This is a genomic window from Nocardioides sp. TF02-7 (assembly GCF_022437945.1).
Classification (GTDB): Bacteria; Actinomycetota; Actinomycetes; order Propionibacteriales; family Nocardioidaceae; genus Nocardioides.
Window position 1 is genome coordinate 689,949 of sequence record NZ_CP092535.1, and the last position, 17,839, is coordinate 707,787.

Below are 17,839 nucleotides of genomic sequence, written 5' to 3' on the forward strand. Positions count from 1 at the left end.
CGCAACCGCCGGGGTCGACCCGAAGCCACCCGGCAGCGACCCGCGGGTCGCAACCAGGTGCCTCGACCCCCGCGGCGAGCGCCCACGCCTGGCCGTTCGTCCCACCACGACCCACGACCACCCGCCGCGCGTACGACAAGCACGACACCAGGCCACCAGACCCTTAGCGTGCGCTCCACCGGCACCAGGTGCCGGCCCAGCGCACCCCAAACGCCGATCACTCCTCGGAGACGCCTCCGGCCTGTCCCGCGCCGCTCAGAGCTTCTCCACCGGCGCGTACCTCAGCAGCAGCCGCTTCTGCCCCTCCGTGCCGAAGTCGATCGACGCGACGGACTTGTCGCCCTGGCCCTCGACCGAGACGACGGTGCCGAGGCCGAACGAGTCGTGGGTGACCCGGTCGCCGGGGGCGAGCACGGGGATCGCCCGGCTGGGCTTCGCCTTGGCGGCGGCGTCGGCGCGGGCTGCGGCGGCGGTGAAGTTGCGGCGGCCCGAGGCGGTGGGGGCGCCGAGGCGCGTGCCCCCGGAGTCGGCGTCCAGGTCACGAGCGAACGTCGGCCGCGACCAGCGGGTCTGGTCGGCCTCGGTGCGGCGCCAGTCGACGAGGTCGATCGGGAGCTCGCTGAGGAAGCGGGAGGCGGGATTGTGGGCGGGCGCCCCCCAGGCGGAGCGGACGACGGCGCGGGGAGACGTAGAGCCGCTGGCGGGCGCGGGTGATGCCGACGTAGGCGAGCCGCCGCTCCTCCTCCAGCTCGGGGCGGTCGCCGAGCGCCCGGGAGTGGGGGAACACGCCGTCCTCGAGGCCGGTGAGGAAGACGACGGGGAACTCCAGGCCCTTGGCGGTGTGGAGCGTCATCAGCGTCACGACGCCCTGGTCCTCGACCGCCTCCGGGTCCTCGGGGTCGGCCTGGTCGGGGATCTGGTCGGCGTCGGCCACCAGGGCGACCCGCTCGAGGAAGTCGCCGAGACCCGGCTCGACGAGGCCGGCGTCGACGTCGGCGGGGTCGGCCGACGGGCCGGCGACGGGGTCCTCGGCGAACTCTCGTGCGACGGCGACCAGCTCACCGAGGTTCTCGACGCGGGTGGCGTCCTGCGGGTCGGTCGACGCCTCCAGGGAGGCGAGGTAGCCCGAGCGGTCGAGGACCGTCTCCAGGATCACGTCGGGCCGCTCCCCCGCCGCCACCATCGACTGCAGCTCGGTCACCATGCCGACGAACGACTCGATGTTGCTCTGGCTGCGGGTGGCCAGGCCGGGCGCCTCGTCGGCGCGCTGCAGCGCCTCCCAGAACGTGATCCGCTCGCGGGTGGCGAGCTCGTTGACGCTCTCGACGGCACGGTCGCCGATGCCGCGGCGCGGCGTGTTGAGGATCCGGCGGAGGGAGACCTGGTCGTCGGGGTTGACGAGCATCCGCAGGTAGGCGAGCGCGTCGCGGACCTCGCGCCGCTCGTAGAAGCGCACACCGCCGACGACCTTGTAGGGCATCCCGGTGCGGATGAAGATCTCCTCGAACACCCGGGACTGGGCGTTGGTGCGGTAGAACACCGCGACGTCGCCGGGGCGCTGCCCGCCGTCGGTCAGCTTGTCGATCTCGTCGGAGACGAACCGGGCCTCGTCGTGCTCGTCGTCGGCGACGTAGCCGACGATCCGCTCGCCCCTCGCCCGCGTCGGACCACAGCCGCTTCGCCTTGCGGCCCTGGTTGTGGCCGATCACGGCGTTGGCGGCGGTGAGGATCGTCTGCGTGGAGCGGTAGTTCTGCTCGAGCAGGATCGTCCGCGCGTCGGGGAAGTCCTTCTCGAAGTCGAGGATGTTGCGGATGTCGGCGCCGCGGAAGGCGTAGATCGACTGGTCGGCGTCGCCGACGACCATGAGCTCGGCCGGCGGCACCCGCTCGTCGGCCTCCTCGGCGGGCGCGGCGTCGTACGACGGCTCGAGGTGCTCCTCGAGGTCCTGGCCGCAGAGCTGGTGGATCAGGGCGTACTGCGCGTGGTTGGTGTCCTGGTACTCGTCGACCAGCACGTGCCGGAACCGGCGGCGGTAGGTCTCGCGGATCTCGGGGCGCTCCTGGAACAGCCGCACCGTCTCCATGATCAGGTCGTCGAAGTCGAACGCGTTGGCCTCGCGCAGCCGCCGCTGGTAGAGCTCGTACGCCGCGGCGTAGCTCTCCTCGATCGTGTTACGGGCGTCGGCCTTGACCTCCTCGGGGTCGCGGAGCTCGTTCTTGTGCCCGCTGATCACGTGGAGGACCGGGCCCGGCTGGTAGCGGCGCGGGTCGAGGTCGAGGTCCTGCAGGACGAGCGTGATCAGCCGCTTCTGGTCCTGCGCGTCGTAGATGGAGAAGTTGGACCGCACGCCCACGTGCTCGGCCTCCTTGCGGAGGATCCGGACGCAGGCGGAGTGGAAGGTGCTCACCCACATCACGCGGGCCCGGTTGCCGACCAGGTCGGCGACCCGCTCCTTCATCTCGGCCGCGGCCTTGTTGGTGAAGGTGATGGCGAGGATCGAGCCCGGGTGGGCCTTGCGCTCGCTGATCAGCCACGCGATCCGGCGGGTGAGGACGCGGGTCTTGCCGGAGCCGGCGCCGGCGACCACCAGCAGCGGCGGCCCCGCGTGGGTGACCGCGTCCTGCTGGGGACCGTTGAGACCCTCGAGGAGCGGGTGCATCAGCCGAGGACCCGCCACGCCTCGTCGACCTCGCGGGGGTCGGTGCCGGTGATCATGTGCGGGATCGCGTCGACGGCGAGCAGCACCCGGGAGCGCTCGGACGCGTCGGCCGGAGCGTGCTCGGGGCCGGCGACGTCGAGGAGGCGGCGTACGGCGACCGCGAGCCAGGGCGCCACCTGCTGCACGAGTGCGACGTCGGCGTCACCCACCGACTCCTGCTCACGGGCGCGCTCGAGCGCGGCGGCGACCCGGTCGCGCCACTGTGCGACACCGTCGAGCCAACGCGCCGCGGCTGGCCGGTCCTCGGCCTGCGCCGAGGCGACCTCGAAGTCGTGGAGCGCTGACAGGTGGGTGTGCGCGGTCTCCAGCGCCTCCCGCTGCCAGGCCGCAGGGGTCACGAGTGCACCGGCGACCAGAGCACGGCGACGCAGACGTTGGCGACGGAGAGGACGAGGAGGCCGGCCCACAGCCCGTTGGGGATCCGCTCCTTGCGGACGTTGGCCATAACGAGGACGAGCAGCACCAGCCCGATCGCGAACTTCACGCCGATCTTGGCGTGGTTGACGTCGCCGTCACCGGCCTCGAGCACCCCGACCAGGGCCAGGCCGGCGAGGAAGGCCGTGCCGGTGCCGTCGCGCATCGCGCCGTTGACCTTCTTCTCCGGCGACCCCGCCTGCGCTAGGAGACCTCCGATGAGGGCGGCGAAGCCCAGGATGTGGAGGACCAGGAGGATCAGGCGGAGGGTGTCCATGGGCGCAGTCTATGAGCGGCCCCGGACAGTCCCGCGCACCGGTCACCGCCCCGTCGCGGAGAAGTGCTGGTAGTCCTTCAGGCTGTTCCAGTCGCCGCCCCACGACCACCCGATCCGGGCGAACTCGCGCACCGCCACCGACCCCGGCAGCACCATGCCGGGGCGCCGCCAGGACCGGTCGAGGTACGCCGAGGCGAGCTCGGGGAGGACCAGGTCGCCCCGGTGGTAGGGGTTGTGGAACGGGTTGAGGTCGATGGCGAGCCCGTACGCGTGGGCGGACCAGCTGGTCGCACCGCGGGCCGCCCGGCAGACCAGCCCGGCGGTGTTGTTGCCGTCGCCCGTCGGCGGCGCCTCGAGGTCGGCGGTGGTGGGCAGCCGCATCTCCTCGATCGGGAAGTCGGCGGCGTAGAGGGCGCGGAAGACCGAGACCACGTCACGGGCCTCGCTCGCCGCGACCACCAGCTCGCCGGTGTGCGCGAGCCCGTCGAAGCCGCGGAACGTCAGGGTCAGGTGGCGCAGGTCGGCGAGCGCCACGGGGCACGCCGGCGACCAGGTCTCCCCCATCCGGCGCCGGGTCTCCGGCGTCACCGGGCGGACACTCGCCCGGAACCGGTCGTCCGGCGGCCGGGGCAGCGCGTCGGCGGTCGGGAGGCGCCGGTCGCGCAGCTCGGCCGGCGTCGGCCGTACGACGCCGAACCCGTCGGGCCGCAGCGGGAGCGGCCGGGCGCCGACGTCCCAGTCCGACAGCCGTACGCCGTCTCCGTCGTCCCCGTCGACCCCGTCGTCCCGGTCGCCCCCGTCGGTGGCCGGGCCGGACCCCTCGGCACTCGACGGTGTCGACATCGTCGTCGGCGGCGCGCCACGCGACGGCCCCTCCGAGGAGGGCCCCTCGCCCCCGATGTCGAGCACGAGCCGGCGGCCAGCGCAGCGAGCAGGACGCCGGCGGTCGCGACGACGCGAGCGGACCGCACGCCGGAACTTTACGCGCGGACGGGTTGCCGACCCGGGGCCACCGGCTCTAAGTTTCGTTACGACGTTCCGTAACGGCGGAACGTAATACCCGTTCCTCCGAGAGAGATCCATGATGCGTCCGTACTCCCCTCCAGTCCTGCTGGCCGTGCTCGCCCTCGCCGCTGGCCTGCTCACCGCCGTCGCTGCGCCGGCCGCCGCCGACCAGTCGTCCTCGGCCCACCGCCGGGTCGCGGCCGCATCGGTCGCAGCCGGCGATCGCCACACCTGCGTCGTGACTGCCGCCGGAGCCGTCCGGTGCTGGGGCGACGGCGCGAGCGGTCGGCTCGGCTACGGCAACACCATCGACCGTGGCGACAACGAGCACCCGGCGCTCGCCGGTGACGTCGACCTCGGCGGCAAGGCGCTCGCTGTCACCGCCGGGTCCGAGCACACCTGCGCCCTCCTCACGGCCGGACGGGTGCGGTGCTGGGGCGAGGGCAGCTCGGGTCAGCTCGGCTACGGGTCGGTGACCGACGTGGGCGACAACGAGGCGCCGGTGTCCGTGGGGAACGTGCCGCTCGGCGGCAAGGCGGTCGCGGTCGCGGCGGGAGCCGCGCACACGTGCGCCGTGCTGACCACCGGCAAGGTCCGGTGCTGGGGCGAGGGCGACCACGGCCGGCTGGGCTACGCGGCCACCGACGACATCGGCGACGACGAGACGCCGGGCTCGGTCGGCAACGTCCCCCTCGGCGGCAAGGCGACCGCGGTCACCGCCGGCGCCGAGCACAGCTGCGCGCTGCTGACCACCGGCAAGGTCCGGTGCTGGGGCCGCGGGTTCGCCGGCCGGTTGGGGTACGCCGCCGAGGACGACCTCGGCGACGACGAGAGCCCGGCCTCAGCGGGTGACGTCGTGGTCGGCGGCAAGGTGGTCGCGATCAGCGCCGGCGCCCGCCACACCTGCGCGGTGCTCGCCGGCGGCCGTGTGCGGTGCTGGGGACAGGGCCTGCACGGACGGCTCGGCTACGGCAACGGCACCAACATCGGCAACAACGAGACGCCCGCCTCGGCGGGCGACGTCGAGCTCTACTCCGCGGCAGCCGCGGTGGCGGCCGGCGGCGAGCACACCTGCGTCGCCCTGGGGTCCGGAAAGCTCCACTGCTTCGGGCGCAGCCTCTACGGGCAGCTCGGCTACGGCAACCAGGACGCGGTCGGCGACGACGAGACTCCCGCGGACGCGGGCCTGGTGCCGGTCCTCGAGTCGGTCCGCGCGGTCGCTGCCGGCACCGACCACACCTGCGCGATCGTCGCCGACGGACACGTCCGGTGCTGGGGGGCGGGCGACGACGGCCGGCTCGGCCTGGCCGACACCGACGACGTCGGCGACGGCGAGCTCGCCCTCGAGGGCGGCCGGGTGCAGGTGGGAGGCACCGTCCGCGCCGTCGCGGCCACGACGCTCACGCTCACCCGCAAGCCGGGGCGGGACCGGAAGGCGCCGTACGTCTACCGGGTCCGCGGCCGGGTGAACGGTGCCTTCGTCGTCGACGCCGCGACCTGCGCCGGGAAGGTGCGCGTCACGGTGACGCGCAAGAACGGCATGAAGGTCGCCGGCAGGACCGTCCGGCTGAACCCGACCTGCCGCTACCGCGCGAGATTGACCGTCGCGGGCGGGAAGGTGCCCCCGGGCAAGCGGGTCCGGCTGACGGTGCGGGCGCGACTGCTCAGCACCCCGGACCTGGCGCCGGCCACGCGGACGACCACGGTCCGCGCGCGATGACCGGGCGCGTCACGGGAGCGGGCCGGCGGTCGGGATAATCGCCCGGTGGCCCGCCCCCGTGACGCCCGGATCGACGCCCTCCTCATCGAGGCGTGGCACGACCTGGTCACCGAGCACGGGTACGACGGCGTGACGATGGAGGCGGTGGCGGCACGGGCCGGTGTGGGCAAGCCGACCCTCTACCGGCGGTTCCGGACGAAGGCGCACCTGGCGTTCGCCGAGTCGGTGGCGCTCTCGGCCCCGCCAGAGGTCCCCGACCTCGGCGACGTCCGCGCCGAGCTGCTGGTGTGCGTGGCGCACCTCGCGGAGGCGCTGCAGCGGGTGCCGCGACAGGCGTTCGCCGACCAGGTCGCCGCCGTGGTGGTCGACGCCCCGTTCGCGGCGGAGGTCGCGGCGTACCACGCCCGCAGCGACGCGACCGTCCGCGGCGTGCTCGAGCGGGCAGTCGACCGTGGGGGAGATCGACGCCGGCTTCGACCTCGAGGCGGCGGTCCTCGACCTCGGCGGGGCGATGATCTTCCACCTCATGGTCCGCCACCGGCCCGTCGACCGGGTCTACCAGGAGCAGACCGTCGACCGGCTGCTGCGCGGCCTGCTGTGCCGCGACGGCGGGTGACTTCTCAGAGCAGCCGCCGGTCGCTCGCCCACCGGGTCAGCTCGTGGCGGGACGAGAGCTGCAGCTTGCGGAGCACGGCGGACATGTGGGTCTCGACGGTCTTGATCGAGATGAAGAGCTCCTTGGCCACCTCCTTGTAGGAGTAGCCGCGGGCGATCAGCCGCATCACCTCGCGCTCGCGCTCGGTGAGGCGGTCGAGGTCCTCGTCGACGGTCGCGACCTCGATCGACCCGGCGAAGGCGTCGAGGACGAACCCGGCGAGCCGCGGCGAGAAGACGGCGTCGTCCTCCGCGACGCGCTTGATGGCGTCGACCAGCTCGGGGCCGGTGATCGTCTTGGTGACATAGCCGCGCGCCCCACCGCGGATGGTGCCGATGACGTCCTCGGCCGCGTCGCTGACCGAGAGCGCGAGGTAGCGGGTGTCGGCCGCGGTCGAGCGCCGCATCACCTCCACGCCGCCCCCGCCGGGTAGGTGCACGTCGAGCAGCACCACGTCGGGCTGGTGCTCGGCGACCGCCTTGACCGCCTCGTCGACGTCGGCGGCCTCACCGACGACGTCGACCACGCCCGGTCCCCCGGTCGCCAGCTCGGCGATCACCCCACGGCGGAACATGGCGTGGTCGTCGACCACCACCACCCTGATCGGTCCGGTCACTTCTCTCCCTCTGCTCTCTGTCGGGCGAGGTGCAGCCGCACCTCGGTGCCCTCGCCGGGGGCGGACCGCACCTCGGCGGTGCCGCCGTGCCGCTGCATGCGGTCGATGATGCTCCGCCGGACGCCGAGGCGGTCCTCCGGGGTGGCGCCCGGGTCGAACCCGGCGCCGCGGTCGCGGACGAAGACGTCGACCGCGTCGGCGGACACCTCGGCGTAGACGTCGACCCGCGGCACGCCGGCGTGCTTGGCGGCGTTGGTGGTGGCCTCGCGCGCCGCGGCGACGACGGGACGGAGCGTCTCGTCGAGGTCGCCGTCGCCGACGGCGACGACGTCGACGGTGATGCCGTAGGCGTCCTCGATCTCGCCCGCCATCGACCGCAGCGCGCTCGCGACGGTGCTCTCGTCGGTGGACTCGGCGGAGAACAGCCAGGCCCGCAGGTCGCGCTCCTGGGCGCGCGCCAGCCGGGTCGCGTCGGCGGGGTTCTTCTGGATCAGCGCCAGGGTCTGGAGCACCGAGTCGTGGAGGTGGGCCGCCACGTCGGCGCGCTCCTGGGTGCGCACCCGCTCCTCCCGCTCCGCGCTGAGCTCGGTGGTGAGCCGGTAGATCCATGGCCCGACGACGATGGCGAGGCCGCCCAGCGCGAGCACCACCGCGATCGTGACGTCGCGCGCGACCGCCAGCGACCCGCCCTGCAGCGCGAACAGCACCGACGCCACCACGACCAGGCCGAGCCCGGCGGCGAGCCGTGCGTACGACGCCCAGCCGCCCTCGCCGAGCACGATCCGCACCGGGTCGATCCGGCCGGTCGCGTCGAGCCACCGCTCGCGCTGCGCCTCGTCGGCCTGGCGCCACAGGAGGCCGACGCCGACGATCGCGATGCCCAGCGGCCAGACCCACCAGCCGTTGCCGAGGACCGCCTCCAGGGCGAGCACCGCGCCGACGCCGAGGGCGTGCAGCGCGATCACCGGGCCGACGTCGGCGAGGCGGCGGCCCTGACCCGGCCGGCGGCCGCCGCGGGTCGCGCTCTCGATCCCGGGCGCCTGGGCGCTGGGCGGCGGGCCCGCGGGCAGGGAACGCCCACAGCGCGCCGTACATCGCGACGCCGACGCCGCCGACCACCGTCCCGATGACGAACGCGACCCGCACGTGCAGCACGGGGAGGCCGAGGTGCGCGGCGAGTCCCGCGGCGACGCCGCCGATCATCGGCTCCCGCAGGTCGCGGTAGGCGCGTCGGACGTCGCGCGGCGCCTGCGTGCCGGGAGTGGTCGCGGTGGTGGTCATGATGCCTCCATCGTCACACAGCGGCGCCGGCCGGAGCAGCGGGAAGAACCCTGACCCGACCCTGAGCGTCCCGCCGTGGCGGGCGGGCAAGATCAGGGCGGTCCCCGATGGTCCCGGCGCCCCGCGGACGGGAGAGTTGGGGTCATGAACGCACCAGCCGACACCGAGCCCACGGGCCCCGGCAGCTCCAGCAGCGCCGGTGGCCCGGGAGGCCCCGACCGCCCGGACGAGCCGGGTCCGCGCGTCACCCGCGACGAGGTCCGCGACCTCGGGCGGATCCGCCGCTCGCGCACCGACCGCAAGCTGGCCGGCGTCGCCGCGGGGGTCGCCCGGCACTTCGACATCGACCCGCTGATCGTGCGGGTGGCGTTCGTGGTGCTGGTCTTCTTCGGCGGCGGCGGCGTGCTCGCCTACGCCGCCGGCTGGCTGTTCATCCCCGAGGAGGAGACGGAGGACGCCAACGTCCGCCTCGACGACCGGTCCCGGACCGTGGTGCTGGTCGCCGCGGCGGGGCTGTGCGCCCTGTCGCTGGTCGGCGACTCCTTCGGCGGCTGGGACTTCCCGTGGCCGCTCGCGGTGGTCGGGATCGTGGTGGTCGCCGTGCTGGCCGCCAAGGGCAAGCTCCCGGCACCCCCGCCGTCCGCCGCGCCGGGCGCGCCGCAGGGCCCTGGCGGAGCGACGTACGCCGGCTACGAGCCCGGCCCCCCGCCGCCGGCCCCGGCCAGGGCGCCGCGGCCCGCTGCTCTTCTGGTTCACCGGCGCCCTGGCCACGCTGCTCCTCGGCGCCCTCGGCACCGTCGACCTCGCCGGTGCGGACGTGCCGATCGCCGCCTACCCGGCGACCGTGCTCGCCACCTGCGGCGTGATGCTGCTCGTCGGCGCGGTCTACGGCCGGGCCGGTGGCCTGATCTTCGTCGGGCTGCTCGCGGCCGTCGCCACCGCCGCTGCCACCACGGTCGACGACGTCAGCGCAGGCAAGGTGGGTGTCGAGCCGACGAGCGCCGTCCAGCTCGACAGCGGCTACGACCACGGCTTCGGGGAGATCGAGGTCGACCTCACGGGGATCACCGACCTCGACGCCCTCGACGGCCGGACCCTCGACCTCGACCTCCGGTTCGGGCGGATCCACGTCATCGTCCCGGAGGAGGGGCTCGACGTGGTCGTCGACGCCGACATCGAGGGCGCCGGTGAGGCGAGGGTCTTCGACGCCCGCACCGACGGCAGCACGGAGGGCGCCCACGACGGCGGCCCGGACGCGCCGGAGCTGACCATCAACGCCGACCTGTTGTTCGGCGAGATCTACGTCCACACCGAGGAGGTGGCGGCATGAGCGCCTACGAGGTGCCGAAGGAGTCCCGCGACGAGGCGCGCGCGGGCTGGCACCCGGTCAACGTCGGGCACCTGGTGATGGGGGTCGCGTTCGTCGGCCTGACCGTGGTCTGGCTGCTCGTCGACCGGGACGTGGTCGCGGTCGAGGAGCACGGCTGGGTGCTCGGGCTCCCGTGGCTGATCGCCGGGGGGATCGGCCTGCTCGCGAGCGTGCTGCGGCACAGCGCGGGCGGCCCCTCCGGCAGGATGAGGGGATGGATCGGCTCGAAGGACTCCCCGACTCCCCGGCCTGACGTCGCTCCCGGCCACGGAGCACCCGGACCTGGTCGCACCGCCCGTCGCCGCCGCGCTCGCCGCGTGGCCGGAGGCGGGCGGTGTCGCCGTCGTGGAGATCGACCCGGACCTCGCCGACACCGCCGCGATGAGCGCGACCTACGGCGTCCCGATGGAGGCCGGCGCCAACTGCGTGGTGGTCGCCGGCAAGCGGGAGGGCGAGGAGCGCGTCGCGGCCTGCGTGGTGCGCGCCGACACCCGGGCCGACGTCAACCACACCGTCAAGCGGCTGCTCGACGTCCGCAAGCCGTCGTTCCTGCCGATGGACAGGGCGGTCGCCGAGTCCGGGATGGAGTACGGCGGCATCACGCCGCTCGGGCTCCCCGACAGCTGGCGGCTGCTGGTCGACGCCCGCGTGCTCGACGTCGAGGTCGCGGTGGTCGGCTCCGGCCTGCGCCGCTCCAAGCTGCTGCTGCCCGGCGCGCTGGTCGGGCGACTCCCCCGCGCCGAGGTGGTCGACGGGCTCGCCGGCTGACAACCTTCCGCGGCCCTCGACCGCTTCTTGCCGGTGAGAGGAGTCCGATGGACGGTACGGTCGCCGGCGTGGCCCGGCAGGCACGAGGGGGTCGACGACGGGTTCGAGGCGTTCGTCGCCGCGCGCGGCGACGCGCTCTGGCGCTCGGCGTGGCTGCTGACCGGCGACCACCAGCTCGCCGAGGACCTGCTGCAGACCGCGCTCGCCAAGAGCTGGCGCGCCTGGACGCGGGTCGGCGCCGACGGGTTCGAGGCCTACGTGCGGCGCGTGCTGTTCACGACGTACGCCGCCTGGTGGCGGCGCCGCTGGCGGGGCGAGCGGCCGACCGCGGAGCTCCCCGAGCGACCGGCCGCCCGTGACGACACGGCCGACAGCGACACCAGGGGCGACCTGGTGGCCGCGCTCGCCGAGCTCCCGCGCGGCCAGCGGGCCGTCGTCGTGCTGCGCTACTTCGACGACCTCACCGAGGCGCAGGCCGCGGCGGCGCTCGGCGTGAGCGTCGGCACCGTCAAGAGCCAGTGCGCCCGGGCGCTCACCACGCTGCGCTCCTCTCCCCGCCTGCGACGAGAGGAGCTCCCCGATGAGTGACGAGCAGTGGCTGCGCGAGCGGCTGCGGCACGCGGTGCCCGAGCCGCCGGCCGTGCCCGACCGGGCCCGGGCCGCCGAGCGCGCCGCCCGCCGGCGGCGCCGGCGGACCACCGGCCTGGTCGCGGCGGGTGCGGCCGCAGCCGTAGCCGCGGTGGCGGTGCTGACCACCGTCGTGGGCGGCGGCGAGGACGGGCCGGAGCCGGCCGCCGGACCGTCCGACGCCGCCAGCGACCCCGCCTTCCCGACCGATCCCGCCACGGTGCCGGAGTGCCCACCCGCACCGAGCGACCTCGACGACCCGCTCGACCTGCCCGATCTCGCGGAGCCGGCCGCCGTGCCCGAGGGCGCCGTCTCGGCCCGGCTGTGCCAGGGGCCGGGCAACCCGATCGGTGCGCCGGACGACGCGCTGGTCACCGACGTCGGCGTGCTCGTCGAGGCCGTGAACGACCTTGCGGAAGGGCACCACGGGGAAGGGTTCCCCTGCTCGGCCGACCTCGGCCCGGGCTACCGGATCGTGTTCCGCTACGCCGACGGGTCGCGGTTCATGGTGTCGGGTCAGCTCTTCGGCTGTCGCACCGTCGTCGTCGGGAGCAGCACCCGCACCGGTGCGGACGAGCCGTGGGACGTGTTCGCCGATCTGCTGCGCACCCAGCGAGCCGCGAGCGAGCCGCCGGCCGCGCCGGTCCTCGACCCGGAGGCGTGCACCATCGCGACCCAGCCGTCGCCGGTCGCGGAGGTCGCCGACCTGGCGGTCGCGGCACTCTGCATCGGCGAGGGCCGCGACGCGCGGCGGGCCGACATCGCGCCCGCCGAGCTCGAGGCGCTGCTGGAGGACCTCGAGGCCAACACCCGCCGCGGCGGGGTGCTGCGCTGCGGCGTCGCGCCGCCGTTCCCACGCATCGTCGGCGAGACGACCTGGGGCGACGCGATCCTCCTGCGCTCCGACTGCGGGACCGCGTGGTTCGCGGTCGACGACAGCGCCGGGCTGGTCTGGCAGCCCGGCCGGTGGGCGGTCGCGCTCCTCGACCGGCTGGTGACCGAGGCCCGCTGACCAGCCGGCCGGGCCGCCGCAGGGTCAGTGCCCCTCGAGCCCCGTGATCCGCAGCCCGGAGTTGACCTTGTACTTGCGGTTGATCGAGATCAGCACCGCGGTGAACGGCTCGAGCACGCGGGCGAGCCGCAGCTTGCCGCCGTCGATCCCCGGCCGGCCGACCACCGACTCGGCGAGGTCGATCGCGACCTGCTTGGCGTCGACGACGTCGCCGACGACGACCACGTCCTCGTCGAGGTAGTCGTCCTCGCCCCAGAGCAGCACCGCCGAGACGTTGTGGAAGGCGCCGACGACGGTGGCCTCCGGCGCGAGCTCCTGGGCCGACTCGGCCGCGGAGCCCTCGCCGCCGTTGACGACCCGGCCGTGCGCTCCGCGCTTGTCGAAGGCGAGCGGGTTCACGCACGAGACGACCGTCTTGCCGGCCAGCGGCAGGGAGGCGACCAGCTCGTCGTGGCCGTCGTACGGCACCGCCAGCAGGACCACGTCGCACGCGGCGACGGCGTCGGCGTTGCTCGCGCCGCTCACCTCGCCCGCGCCGGCGACACCGGCGAGCCGCTCGGCGACCTCGGCGGCGACCGCCTCGGCCTTGTCGGCCGTGCGGGACCCGAGGACGACGGTGTGGCCGCCGCGCGCGAAGCGGTAGCCCAGCCCCTTCCCCTGCGGGCCGGTTCCGCCGATCACGGCGACGCGGTACTTGGTGGTCACGCTGTCCTCCTCGGAGTGCCTTGCCATCGTGACAGTAATACTGTCACAGTTGGCGTCATGCCGATGAAGCTGTCCATGCCGTTGATGTACGCCGGGAACCCCCGCGAGTCGGCCGACCAGGTCGCCGCCCTCGAGAAGGCCGGTCTGGACACGGTATGGGTCGCCGAACCGTACGGGTTCGACGCCCCCCACGCTGATGGGCTACCTCGCCGCCAAGACCGAGACCGTCCAGATCGGCTCGGCCATCCTCAACGTCTACTCGCGCACCCCCGGCGCGCTGCTGCAGACGGCCGCCGGCCTCGACAACGTCTCCGGCGGCCGGGCGGTGATCGGCCTCGGCGCGTCGGGGCCGCAGGTGATCGAGGGGTTCCACGGCCTGCCCTACGAGCGCCCCCTCGGCCGCACCCGTGAGGTCGTCGAGATCCTCCGGATGGGCATGCGGCGCGAGCCGCTGGAGCACCAGGGCCGCAGCTTCACCCTCCCGCTGCCGCCCGACCAGGGCCTCGGGCTCGGCAAGCCGCTCAAGCTGCTCAACAAGCCCGAGCGCTCCTCGGTGCCGATCTGGATCGCGAGCCTCGGCGACAAGAACGTCGAGATGACCGCCGAGATCGCCGACGGCTGGCTGCCGTTCCTCTACTACCCGGAGAAGGCGACCGACGTCTGGGGTGCCGCGCTCGAGCGCGGCCGCGCCAAGCGCGACCCGGGCCTCGGCCCGCTCCAGGTCTCCACCGGCGGCCTGGTCGCGATCGGCGAGGGCCCCGAGACCAAGGCGCTGCTCGACTTCGCCCGGCCCGTCTACGCCCTCTACGTCGGCGGGATGGGCGCGAAGGGCAAGAACTTCTACAACCAGCTCGCCCGCGAGCTCGGCTTCGAGAAGGAGGCCGAGGAGATCCAGGAGCTCTACCTCTCGGGCCGGAAGAAGGAGGCCGAGGCGCTGGTCCCGCTCGAGTGGCTCGAGGCGGGCAACCTGGTCGGGCCGGAGTCCTACGTCAAGGAGCGGATCGCGGCGTTCGAGGAGTCGGGGGTCACCCACCTCAACGTCACGCCCGCGGCGCTGGACACCGACGGCCAGCGGCGGATCGTGGAGCAGATGAAGGAGTGGGTCTCCTGATGGCGGTCCCCGCGCACAACTCGATCTACGAGACCGAGCACGAGGACTTCCGCGCCACCGTCCGCACGTTCCTCGAGCGCGAGGTCGTGCCCCACCACGAGCAGTGGGAGAAGGACGGCGTCGTCGACCGCGAGGTGTGGCGCAAGGCGGGCGCGGCCGGGCTGCTGGGGTTCGACGTGCCCGAGGAGTACGGCGGTCCCGGCATCCGCGACTTCCGCTACCACGTCGTCCTCGCCGAGGAGGCCGCCCGCGTCGGCGCCACCGGCCCCGGCTTCACGCTGCACAACGACGTGGTCGCGCCGTACCTCACCGGGCTCACGACCGACGAGCAGAAGCAGCGCTGGCTGCCCGGCTTCGTGTCCGGCGACATCGTCACGGCGATCGCGATGACCGAGCCCGGCGCCGGCTCCGACCTGCAGGGCGTCCGCACGACCGCCGTCGACAAGGGCGACCATTACCTCCTCAACGGCTCCAAGACGTTCATCACCAACGGCATCCTCTCCGACCTGGTCGTGGTCGTCGCCCGCACCGACCCCGACGCCGGCCACCAGGGCATCAGCCTGCTCGCCGTCGAGCGCGGGATGGAGGGCTTCACCCGCGGCCGCAACCTCGACAAGCTCGGCCTCAAGGCGCAGGACACGGCCGAGCTGAACTTCGAGGACGTGGTGGTCCCCAAGGCCAACCTGATCGGCGAGGAGGGCCGCGGCTTCGTCCACCTCATGGAGAACCTCCCCCAGGAGCGCATCTCGATCGCCTGCATGGCGGTCGCCGCGATCGAGGCGGTGCTCGAGCTGACGCTCGACTACGTCAAGGACCGCGAGGCGTTCGGCCGGCCGATCGGGAAGTTCCAGAACACCCGGTTCACGCTGGCGGAGATGGCGACCGAGGCGTACGTCGCCCGGTCGTTCGTCAACCACGCGGTCGAGCGGCTCAACGCCGGCACCGCCGACGCCCCGCTGGCCGCGATGGCGAAGTGGTGGACGACCGAGCTGCAGAAGAAGATCGTCGACCAGGGCCTGCAGATGCACGGCGGCTACGGCTACATGACCGAGTACCCGATCTCGAAGGCCTACGCCGACACCCGGATCCAGACGATCTACGGCGGGACGACCGAGATCCAGAAGGAGATCATCGGCCGCAGCCTCGGCCTCTGACCCGGCGGCTGTCACACCGACGGCCGCGGCGGCGTCTCGTGCTCGGGAGCGATGACTTCCGGGAACGTCCCGGGTCATCCCGGGGGTAAACCCTGATGCCGTTGTCCGTGGTCGCTGGGAGGCTGCCGAGATGCACATGAAGATCGCCGGGAAGCTCACCGGCAGGGTCACGAAGTGGATCGTGCTCGTCGTGGCGCTGGTCGCCGCGGGCGGGATGAGCACGCTCAACGCCAAGCTGATCGACGTCCAGGAGAACGAGGCGTCGGCCTGGCTGCCGGAGTCGGCGGAGTCGACGAAGGTCCTCGAGGAGCTCTCGGGCACCGTCGACCCCAACGACATCCCGACCCTGGTGGTCTACCACCGCGACGGCGGCCTGACGGAGGCCGACCTGGCGGCGATGGACGAGCACGCCCGCGAGATCGCCGGGACCGACGGCGTCACCGACGAGGGCGTCCTGACCCCCCAACGCCGCCGAGGCGGCCGGGAGCCCGCAGCCGCTGGTCTCGGCCGACGGCGAGGTCGCCTACCTCCACTTCACCTGGAACTTCGGCGACGACGGCTGGAACGCGGTCCCCGACGCCGCGGAGCAGGTCCGTGACATCGCCGGGCTCGACGGGGCCACCGTCCACCTCGCCGGCTACGGCGGGCAGGCCGCCGACGCGGCGGAGTCGTTCGAGGGCATCGACAGCAACCTGATCCTGATCACGTTCGGCGTCGTCATCGTGATCCTGCTCTTCACCTACCGCAGCCCGGTGCTGTGGCTGCTCCCGATCATCAGCGCCGCGGTCGCCTACACGATCGCCGGCGGCGTTGTCTACCTCCTCGCGCGGTACGCCGACCTGACGGTCAACGGCCAGAGCCAGGCCATCCTCGGCATCCTCGTGATCGCGGCGGGCACCGACTACGCGCTCCTCCTGGTCGCCCGTTACCGCGAGGAGCTCAGACGCCACGCCGACCGGCACGAGGCGATGGCCTACGCGCTGCACCGCGCGGCCCCGGCGATCATCGCGAGCGCGGCCACCGTGGTGGTCGGCATGCTGTGCCTGGTCTTCGCCGACCTCAACTCCACGGCCGGGATGGGCCCCGTGCTGGCGATCGGCATCGCGGTCACCACCGTGGTGATGGTGACCCTGCTGCCGGCGCTGCTCGTGATCGTCGGCCGGTGGATCTTCTGGCCCAAGCGGCCGGCGTTCGGTTCCGACGAGCCGACCCGGTCCGGCCTCTGGGCCCGGCTCGGCAACGCGATCGCCCCGCGGCCCCGGCTCGTCTGGTCGATCACCGCGGGCCTGCTCCTGGTCGCCTGCCTCGGGCTGTTCCGGCTCGACACCGCAGGCCTGTCGACCGAGGACACGTACACGAAGGAGTTCGACTCGATCAAGGGCCAGAAGCTCCTGGAGGCCCACGACCTCGTCGACGGCTCCAACACCGTCCAGGTGGTCGCCGACGAGGACCGGATCGACGCCGTCCGCGACGCCGTCGCGGGTGTGGAGGGTCTGGGCGAGCCGGGCGACGCGACGCCGATCGGCGGAGGCCGGTCTTACTTCGAGTCCGTCCTGTCCGCCGACATCTCCTCGACGGCGGCGTTCGACATCGTCGAGGCGACCCGCGACGCGGTGCACGGGGTCGACGACGCCGACGCACTGGTCGGCGGCGGCTCGGCCTTCTACCTCGACACCAAGACGGCGGCCAACCGCGACAACGTCGTGATCATCCCGATCGTGCTCCTGGCCGTGTTTCTGATCCTGATGGTCCTGCTGCGCGCGGTGCTGGCCCCGGTGCTGCTGATCGGGACGGTGGTGCTGTCCTTCGGGGCCGCCCTCGGGATCTCCGCGCTGCTGTTCGAGTACGTCTTCGGCTTCGCCGGCACCGATCCCGGCTTCCCGCTGTTCGCGTTCGTGTTCCTCGTCGCGCTCGGCATCGACTACAACATCTTCCTGATGACCCGGGTGCGGGAGGAGACCGTCGAGCTCGGCACCAGGCGGGGGTCGTTGGTGGCCCTCTCCTCGACCGGCGGAGTGATCACGTCGGCCGGTGCCGTGCTGGCCGCGACGTTCCTGGTGCTCGGCACGATCCCGGTCGTGTTCCTCGCCGAGATCGGGATCGCCGTCGCCCTCGGCGTGCTCCTCGACACGATGATCGTCCGCTCGGTGCTCGTGACGGCGCTCAACCTCGACCTCGGCGGGCGGATCTGGTGGCCGAGCCGGCTCGACCGCGGAGCGGGGCGGAAGCCCGACCTGCCGCCGGAGCCCGAGCACGAGAAGGTGCCGGCGCTCAACTGAGCCGACCCGGACCACGCCGGCCCGGGCGCGCCTAGGATGCGTGCCACGGGCCGGAGGGGCGGCCCCGCAAGAGCCAGGAGGCGCCCGTGTCCGAGCCACCGACCCAGCCCGGCGGCTGGCCGCTGC

General features: G+C 73.6%; 16 protein-coding genes and 3 pseudogenes. 11 read left to right on the top strand and 8 right to left on the bottom strand.

Translation table 11 applies throughout. The features are described from left to right. Window positions 1-255: 255 nt before the first annotated feature. The 4 genes and pseudogenes from pcrA to MF408_RS03550 all read right to left on the bottom strand — a co-directional run bounded on the left by pcrA (window position 256) and on the right by MF408_RS03550 (window position 4,254). A pseudogene (gene pcrA / locus MF408_RS03535) lies at window positions 256-2,660 on the bottom strand (DNA helicase PcrA). After that, on the bottom strand, window positions 2,660-3,058 hold the full coding sequence (locus tag MF408_RS03540; protein ID WP_240250294.1) for a hypothetical protein: 399 nt from the start codon (window positions 3,056-3,058) through the stop codon (window positions 2,660-2,662). The pseudogene pcrA and the gene MF408_RS03540 overlap by 1 nt, the downstream one beginning before the upstream one ends. Next, on the bottom strand, window positions 3,055-3,411 hold the full coding sequence (locus MF408_RS03545) for a hypothetical protein (protein ID WP_240250295.1): 357 nt from the start codon (window positions 3,409-3,411) through the stop codon (window positions 3,055-3,057). The genes MF408_RS03540 and MF408_RS03545 overlap by 4 nt, the downstream gene beginning before the upstream one ends. 42 nt (window positions 3,412-3,453) lie before the next feature. Further along, window positions 3,454-4,254 (bottom strand): M15 family metallopeptidase, encoded by an 801-nt coding sequence (locus MF408_RS03550; protein WP_240250296.1) that lies wholly within the window; start codon window positions 4,252-4,254, stop codon window positions 3,454-3,456. A gap of 238 nt (window positions 4,255-4,492) precedes the next feature. On the opposite strand from MF408_RS03550, the gene MF408_RS03555 reads away from it, so the two are divergent. Together MF408_RS03555 and MF408_RS24860 are read left to right on the top strand one after the other, a co-directional pair. Beyond that, complete coding sequence (locus MF408_RS03555) at window positions 4,493-6,136, top strand: hypothetical protein (protein WP_240250297.1); 1,644 nt, start codon at window positions 4,493-4,495, stop codon at window positions 6,134-6,136. A gap of 45 nt (window positions 6,137-6,181) precedes the next feature. Beyond that, window positions 6,182-6,340: pseudogene (locus MF408_RS24860) on the top strand (helix-turn-helix domain-containing protein); the annotation flags it as partial. A 416-nt stretch (window positions 6,341-6,756) separates the two neighbouring features. Here MF408_RS24860 and MF408_RS03565 read toward each other — a convergent pair. From MF408_RS03565 to MF408_RS26550, 3 genes and pseudogenes are all read right to left on the bottom strand, one after another. Then, window positions 6,757-7,407, bottom strand: a complete 651-nt coding sequence (locus MF408_RS03565; RefSeq protein WP_275693429.1) for a response regulator transcription factor — start codon at window positions 7,405-7,407, stop codon at window positions 6,757-6,759. Continuing rightward, window positions 7,404-8,372, bottom strand: a complete 969-nt coding sequence (locus MF408_RS03570) for an ATP-binding protein (RefSeq protein ID WP_240252210.1) — start codon at window positions 8,370-8,372, stop codon at window positions 7,404-7,406. Before MF408_RS03570 ends, MF408_RS03565 begins: the two co-directional genes overlap by 4 nt. A gap of 166 nt (window positions 8,373-8,538) precedes the next feature. Beyond that, window positions 8,539-8,688, bottom strand: a pseudogene (locus MF408_RS26550) (PspC domain-containing protein); the annotation flags it as partial. Between the two features lie 144 nt (window positions 8,689-8,832). Here MF408_RS26550 and MF408_RS03580 point away from each other — a divergent pair. The 5 genes from MF408_RS03580 (at window position 8,833) to MF408_RS03600 (ending at window position 12,464) form a co-directional block, all read left to right on the top strand. After that, on the top strand, window positions 8,833-9,879 hold the full coding sequence (locus MF408_RS03580) for a PspC domain-containing protein (RefSeq protein WP_240250298.1): 1,047 nt from the start codon (window positions 8,833-8,835) through the stop codon (window positions 9,877-9,879). Further along, window positions 9,845-10,018 (top strand): hypothetical protein, encoded by a 174-nt coding sequence (locus MF408_RS03585; protein WP_240250299.1) that lies wholly within the window; start codon window positions 9,845-9,847, stop codon window positions 10,016-10,018. Before MF408_RS03580 ends, MF408_RS03585 begins: the two co-directional genes overlap by 35 nt. Window positions 10,019-10,306: 288 nt before the next feature. Continuing rightward, entirely contained in the window at window positions 10,307-10,825 is a 519-nt protein-coding gene (locus tag MF408_RS03590) for a YbaK/EbsC family protein (RefSeq protein WP_240251620.1), read from the top strand. 33 nt (window positions 10,826-10,858) lie between these two features. Beyond that, entirely contained in the window at window positions 10,859-11,413 is a 555-nt protein-coding gene (locus MF408_RS03595) for a SigE family RNA polymerase sigma factor (protein WP_240250300.1), read from the top strand. Continuing rightward, entirely contained in the window at window positions 11,406-12,464 is a 1,059-nt protein-coding gene (locus tag MF408_RS03600) for a hypothetical protein (RefSeq protein ID WP_240250301.1), read from the top strand. The genes MF408_RS03595 and MF408_RS03600 overlap by 8 nt, the downstream gene beginning before the upstream one ends. Window positions 12,465-12,488: 24 nt before the next feature. On the opposite strand, the gene npdG is transcribed toward MF408_RS03600, so the two are convergent. After that, window positions 12,489-13,169, bottom strand: a complete 681-nt coding sequence (gene npdG, locus MF408_RS03605; protein ID WP_240250302.1) for an NADPH-dependent F420 reductase — start codon at window positions 13,167-13,169, stop codon at window positions 12,489-12,491. Window positions 13,170-13,365: 196 nt separating this feature from the next. Between npdG and MF408_RS03610 the strand changes: the two genes are divergently transcribed. From MF408_RS03610 to MF408_RS03625, 4 genes are all read left to right on the top strand, one after another. After that, complete coding sequence (locus MF408_RS03610; protein ID WP_240250303.1) at window positions 13,366-14,280, top strand: LLM class F420-dependent oxidoreductase; 915 nt, start codon at window positions 13,366-13,368, stop codon at window positions 14,278-14,280. After that, window positions 14,280-15,434 (top strand): acyl-CoA dehydrogenase family protein, encoded by a 1,155-nt coding sequence (locus tag MF408_RS03615; RefSeq protein ID WP_240250304.1) that lies wholly within the window; start codon window positions 14,280-14,282, stop codon window positions 15,432-15,434. Before MF408_RS03610 ends, MF408_RS03615 begins: the two co-directional genes overlap by 1 nt. A gap of 130 nt (window positions 15,435-15,564) precedes the next feature. Further along, entirely contained in the window at window positions 15,565-16,032 is a 468-nt protein-coding gene (locus tag MF408_RS03620) for a hypothetical protein (protein ID WP_240250305.1), read from the top strand. Next, the gene (locus MF408_RS03625) at window positions 15,932-17,713 is read left to right on the top strand and encodes an MMPL family transporter (RefSeq protein WP_240251622.1); all 1,782 of its coding nucleotides are present in this window, start codon (window positions 15,932-15,934) and stop codon (window positions 17,711-17,713) included. The genes MF408_RS03620 and MF408_RS03625 overlap by 101 nt, the downstream gene beginning before the upstream one ends. Window positions 17,714-17,839 lie beyond the last annotated feature (126 nt).

Bases quoted from the DNA above. Each gene is read 5' to 3' on its own strand.
- MF408_RS03545 (WP_240250295.1), bottom strand. From the start codon at position 3,411: ATGGACACCCTCCGCCTGATCCTCCTGGTCCTCCACATCCTGGGCTTC.
- MF408_RS03550 (WP_240250296.1), bottom strand. From the start codon at position 4,254: ATGTCGACACCGTCGAGTGCCGAGGGGTCCGGCCCGGCCACCGACGGG.
- MF408_RS03555 (WP_240250297.1), top strand. From the start codon at position 4,493: ATGATGCGTCCGTACTCCCCTCCAGTCCTGCTGGCCGTGCTCGCCCTC.
- MF408_RS03580 (WP_240250298.1), top strand. From the start codon at position 8,833: ATGAACGCACCAGCCGACACCGAGCCCACGGGCCCCGGCAGCTCCAGC.
- MF408_RS03600 (WP_240250301.1), top strand. From the start codon at position 11,406: ATGAGTGACGAGCAGTGGCTGCGCGAGCGGCTGCGGCACGCGGTGCCC.
- MF408_RS03610 (WP_240250303.1), top strand. From the start codon at position 13,366: ATGGGCTACCTCGCCGCCAAGACCGAGACCGTCCAGATCGGCTCGGCC.
- MF408_RS03615 (WP_240250304.1), top strand. From the start codon at position 14,280: ATGGCGGTCCCCGCGCACAACTCGATCTACGAGACCGAGCACGAGGAC.
- MF408_RS03620 (WP_240250305.1), top strand. From the start codon at position 15,565: ATGCACATGAAGATCGCCGGGAAGCTCACCGGCAGGGTCACGAAGTGG.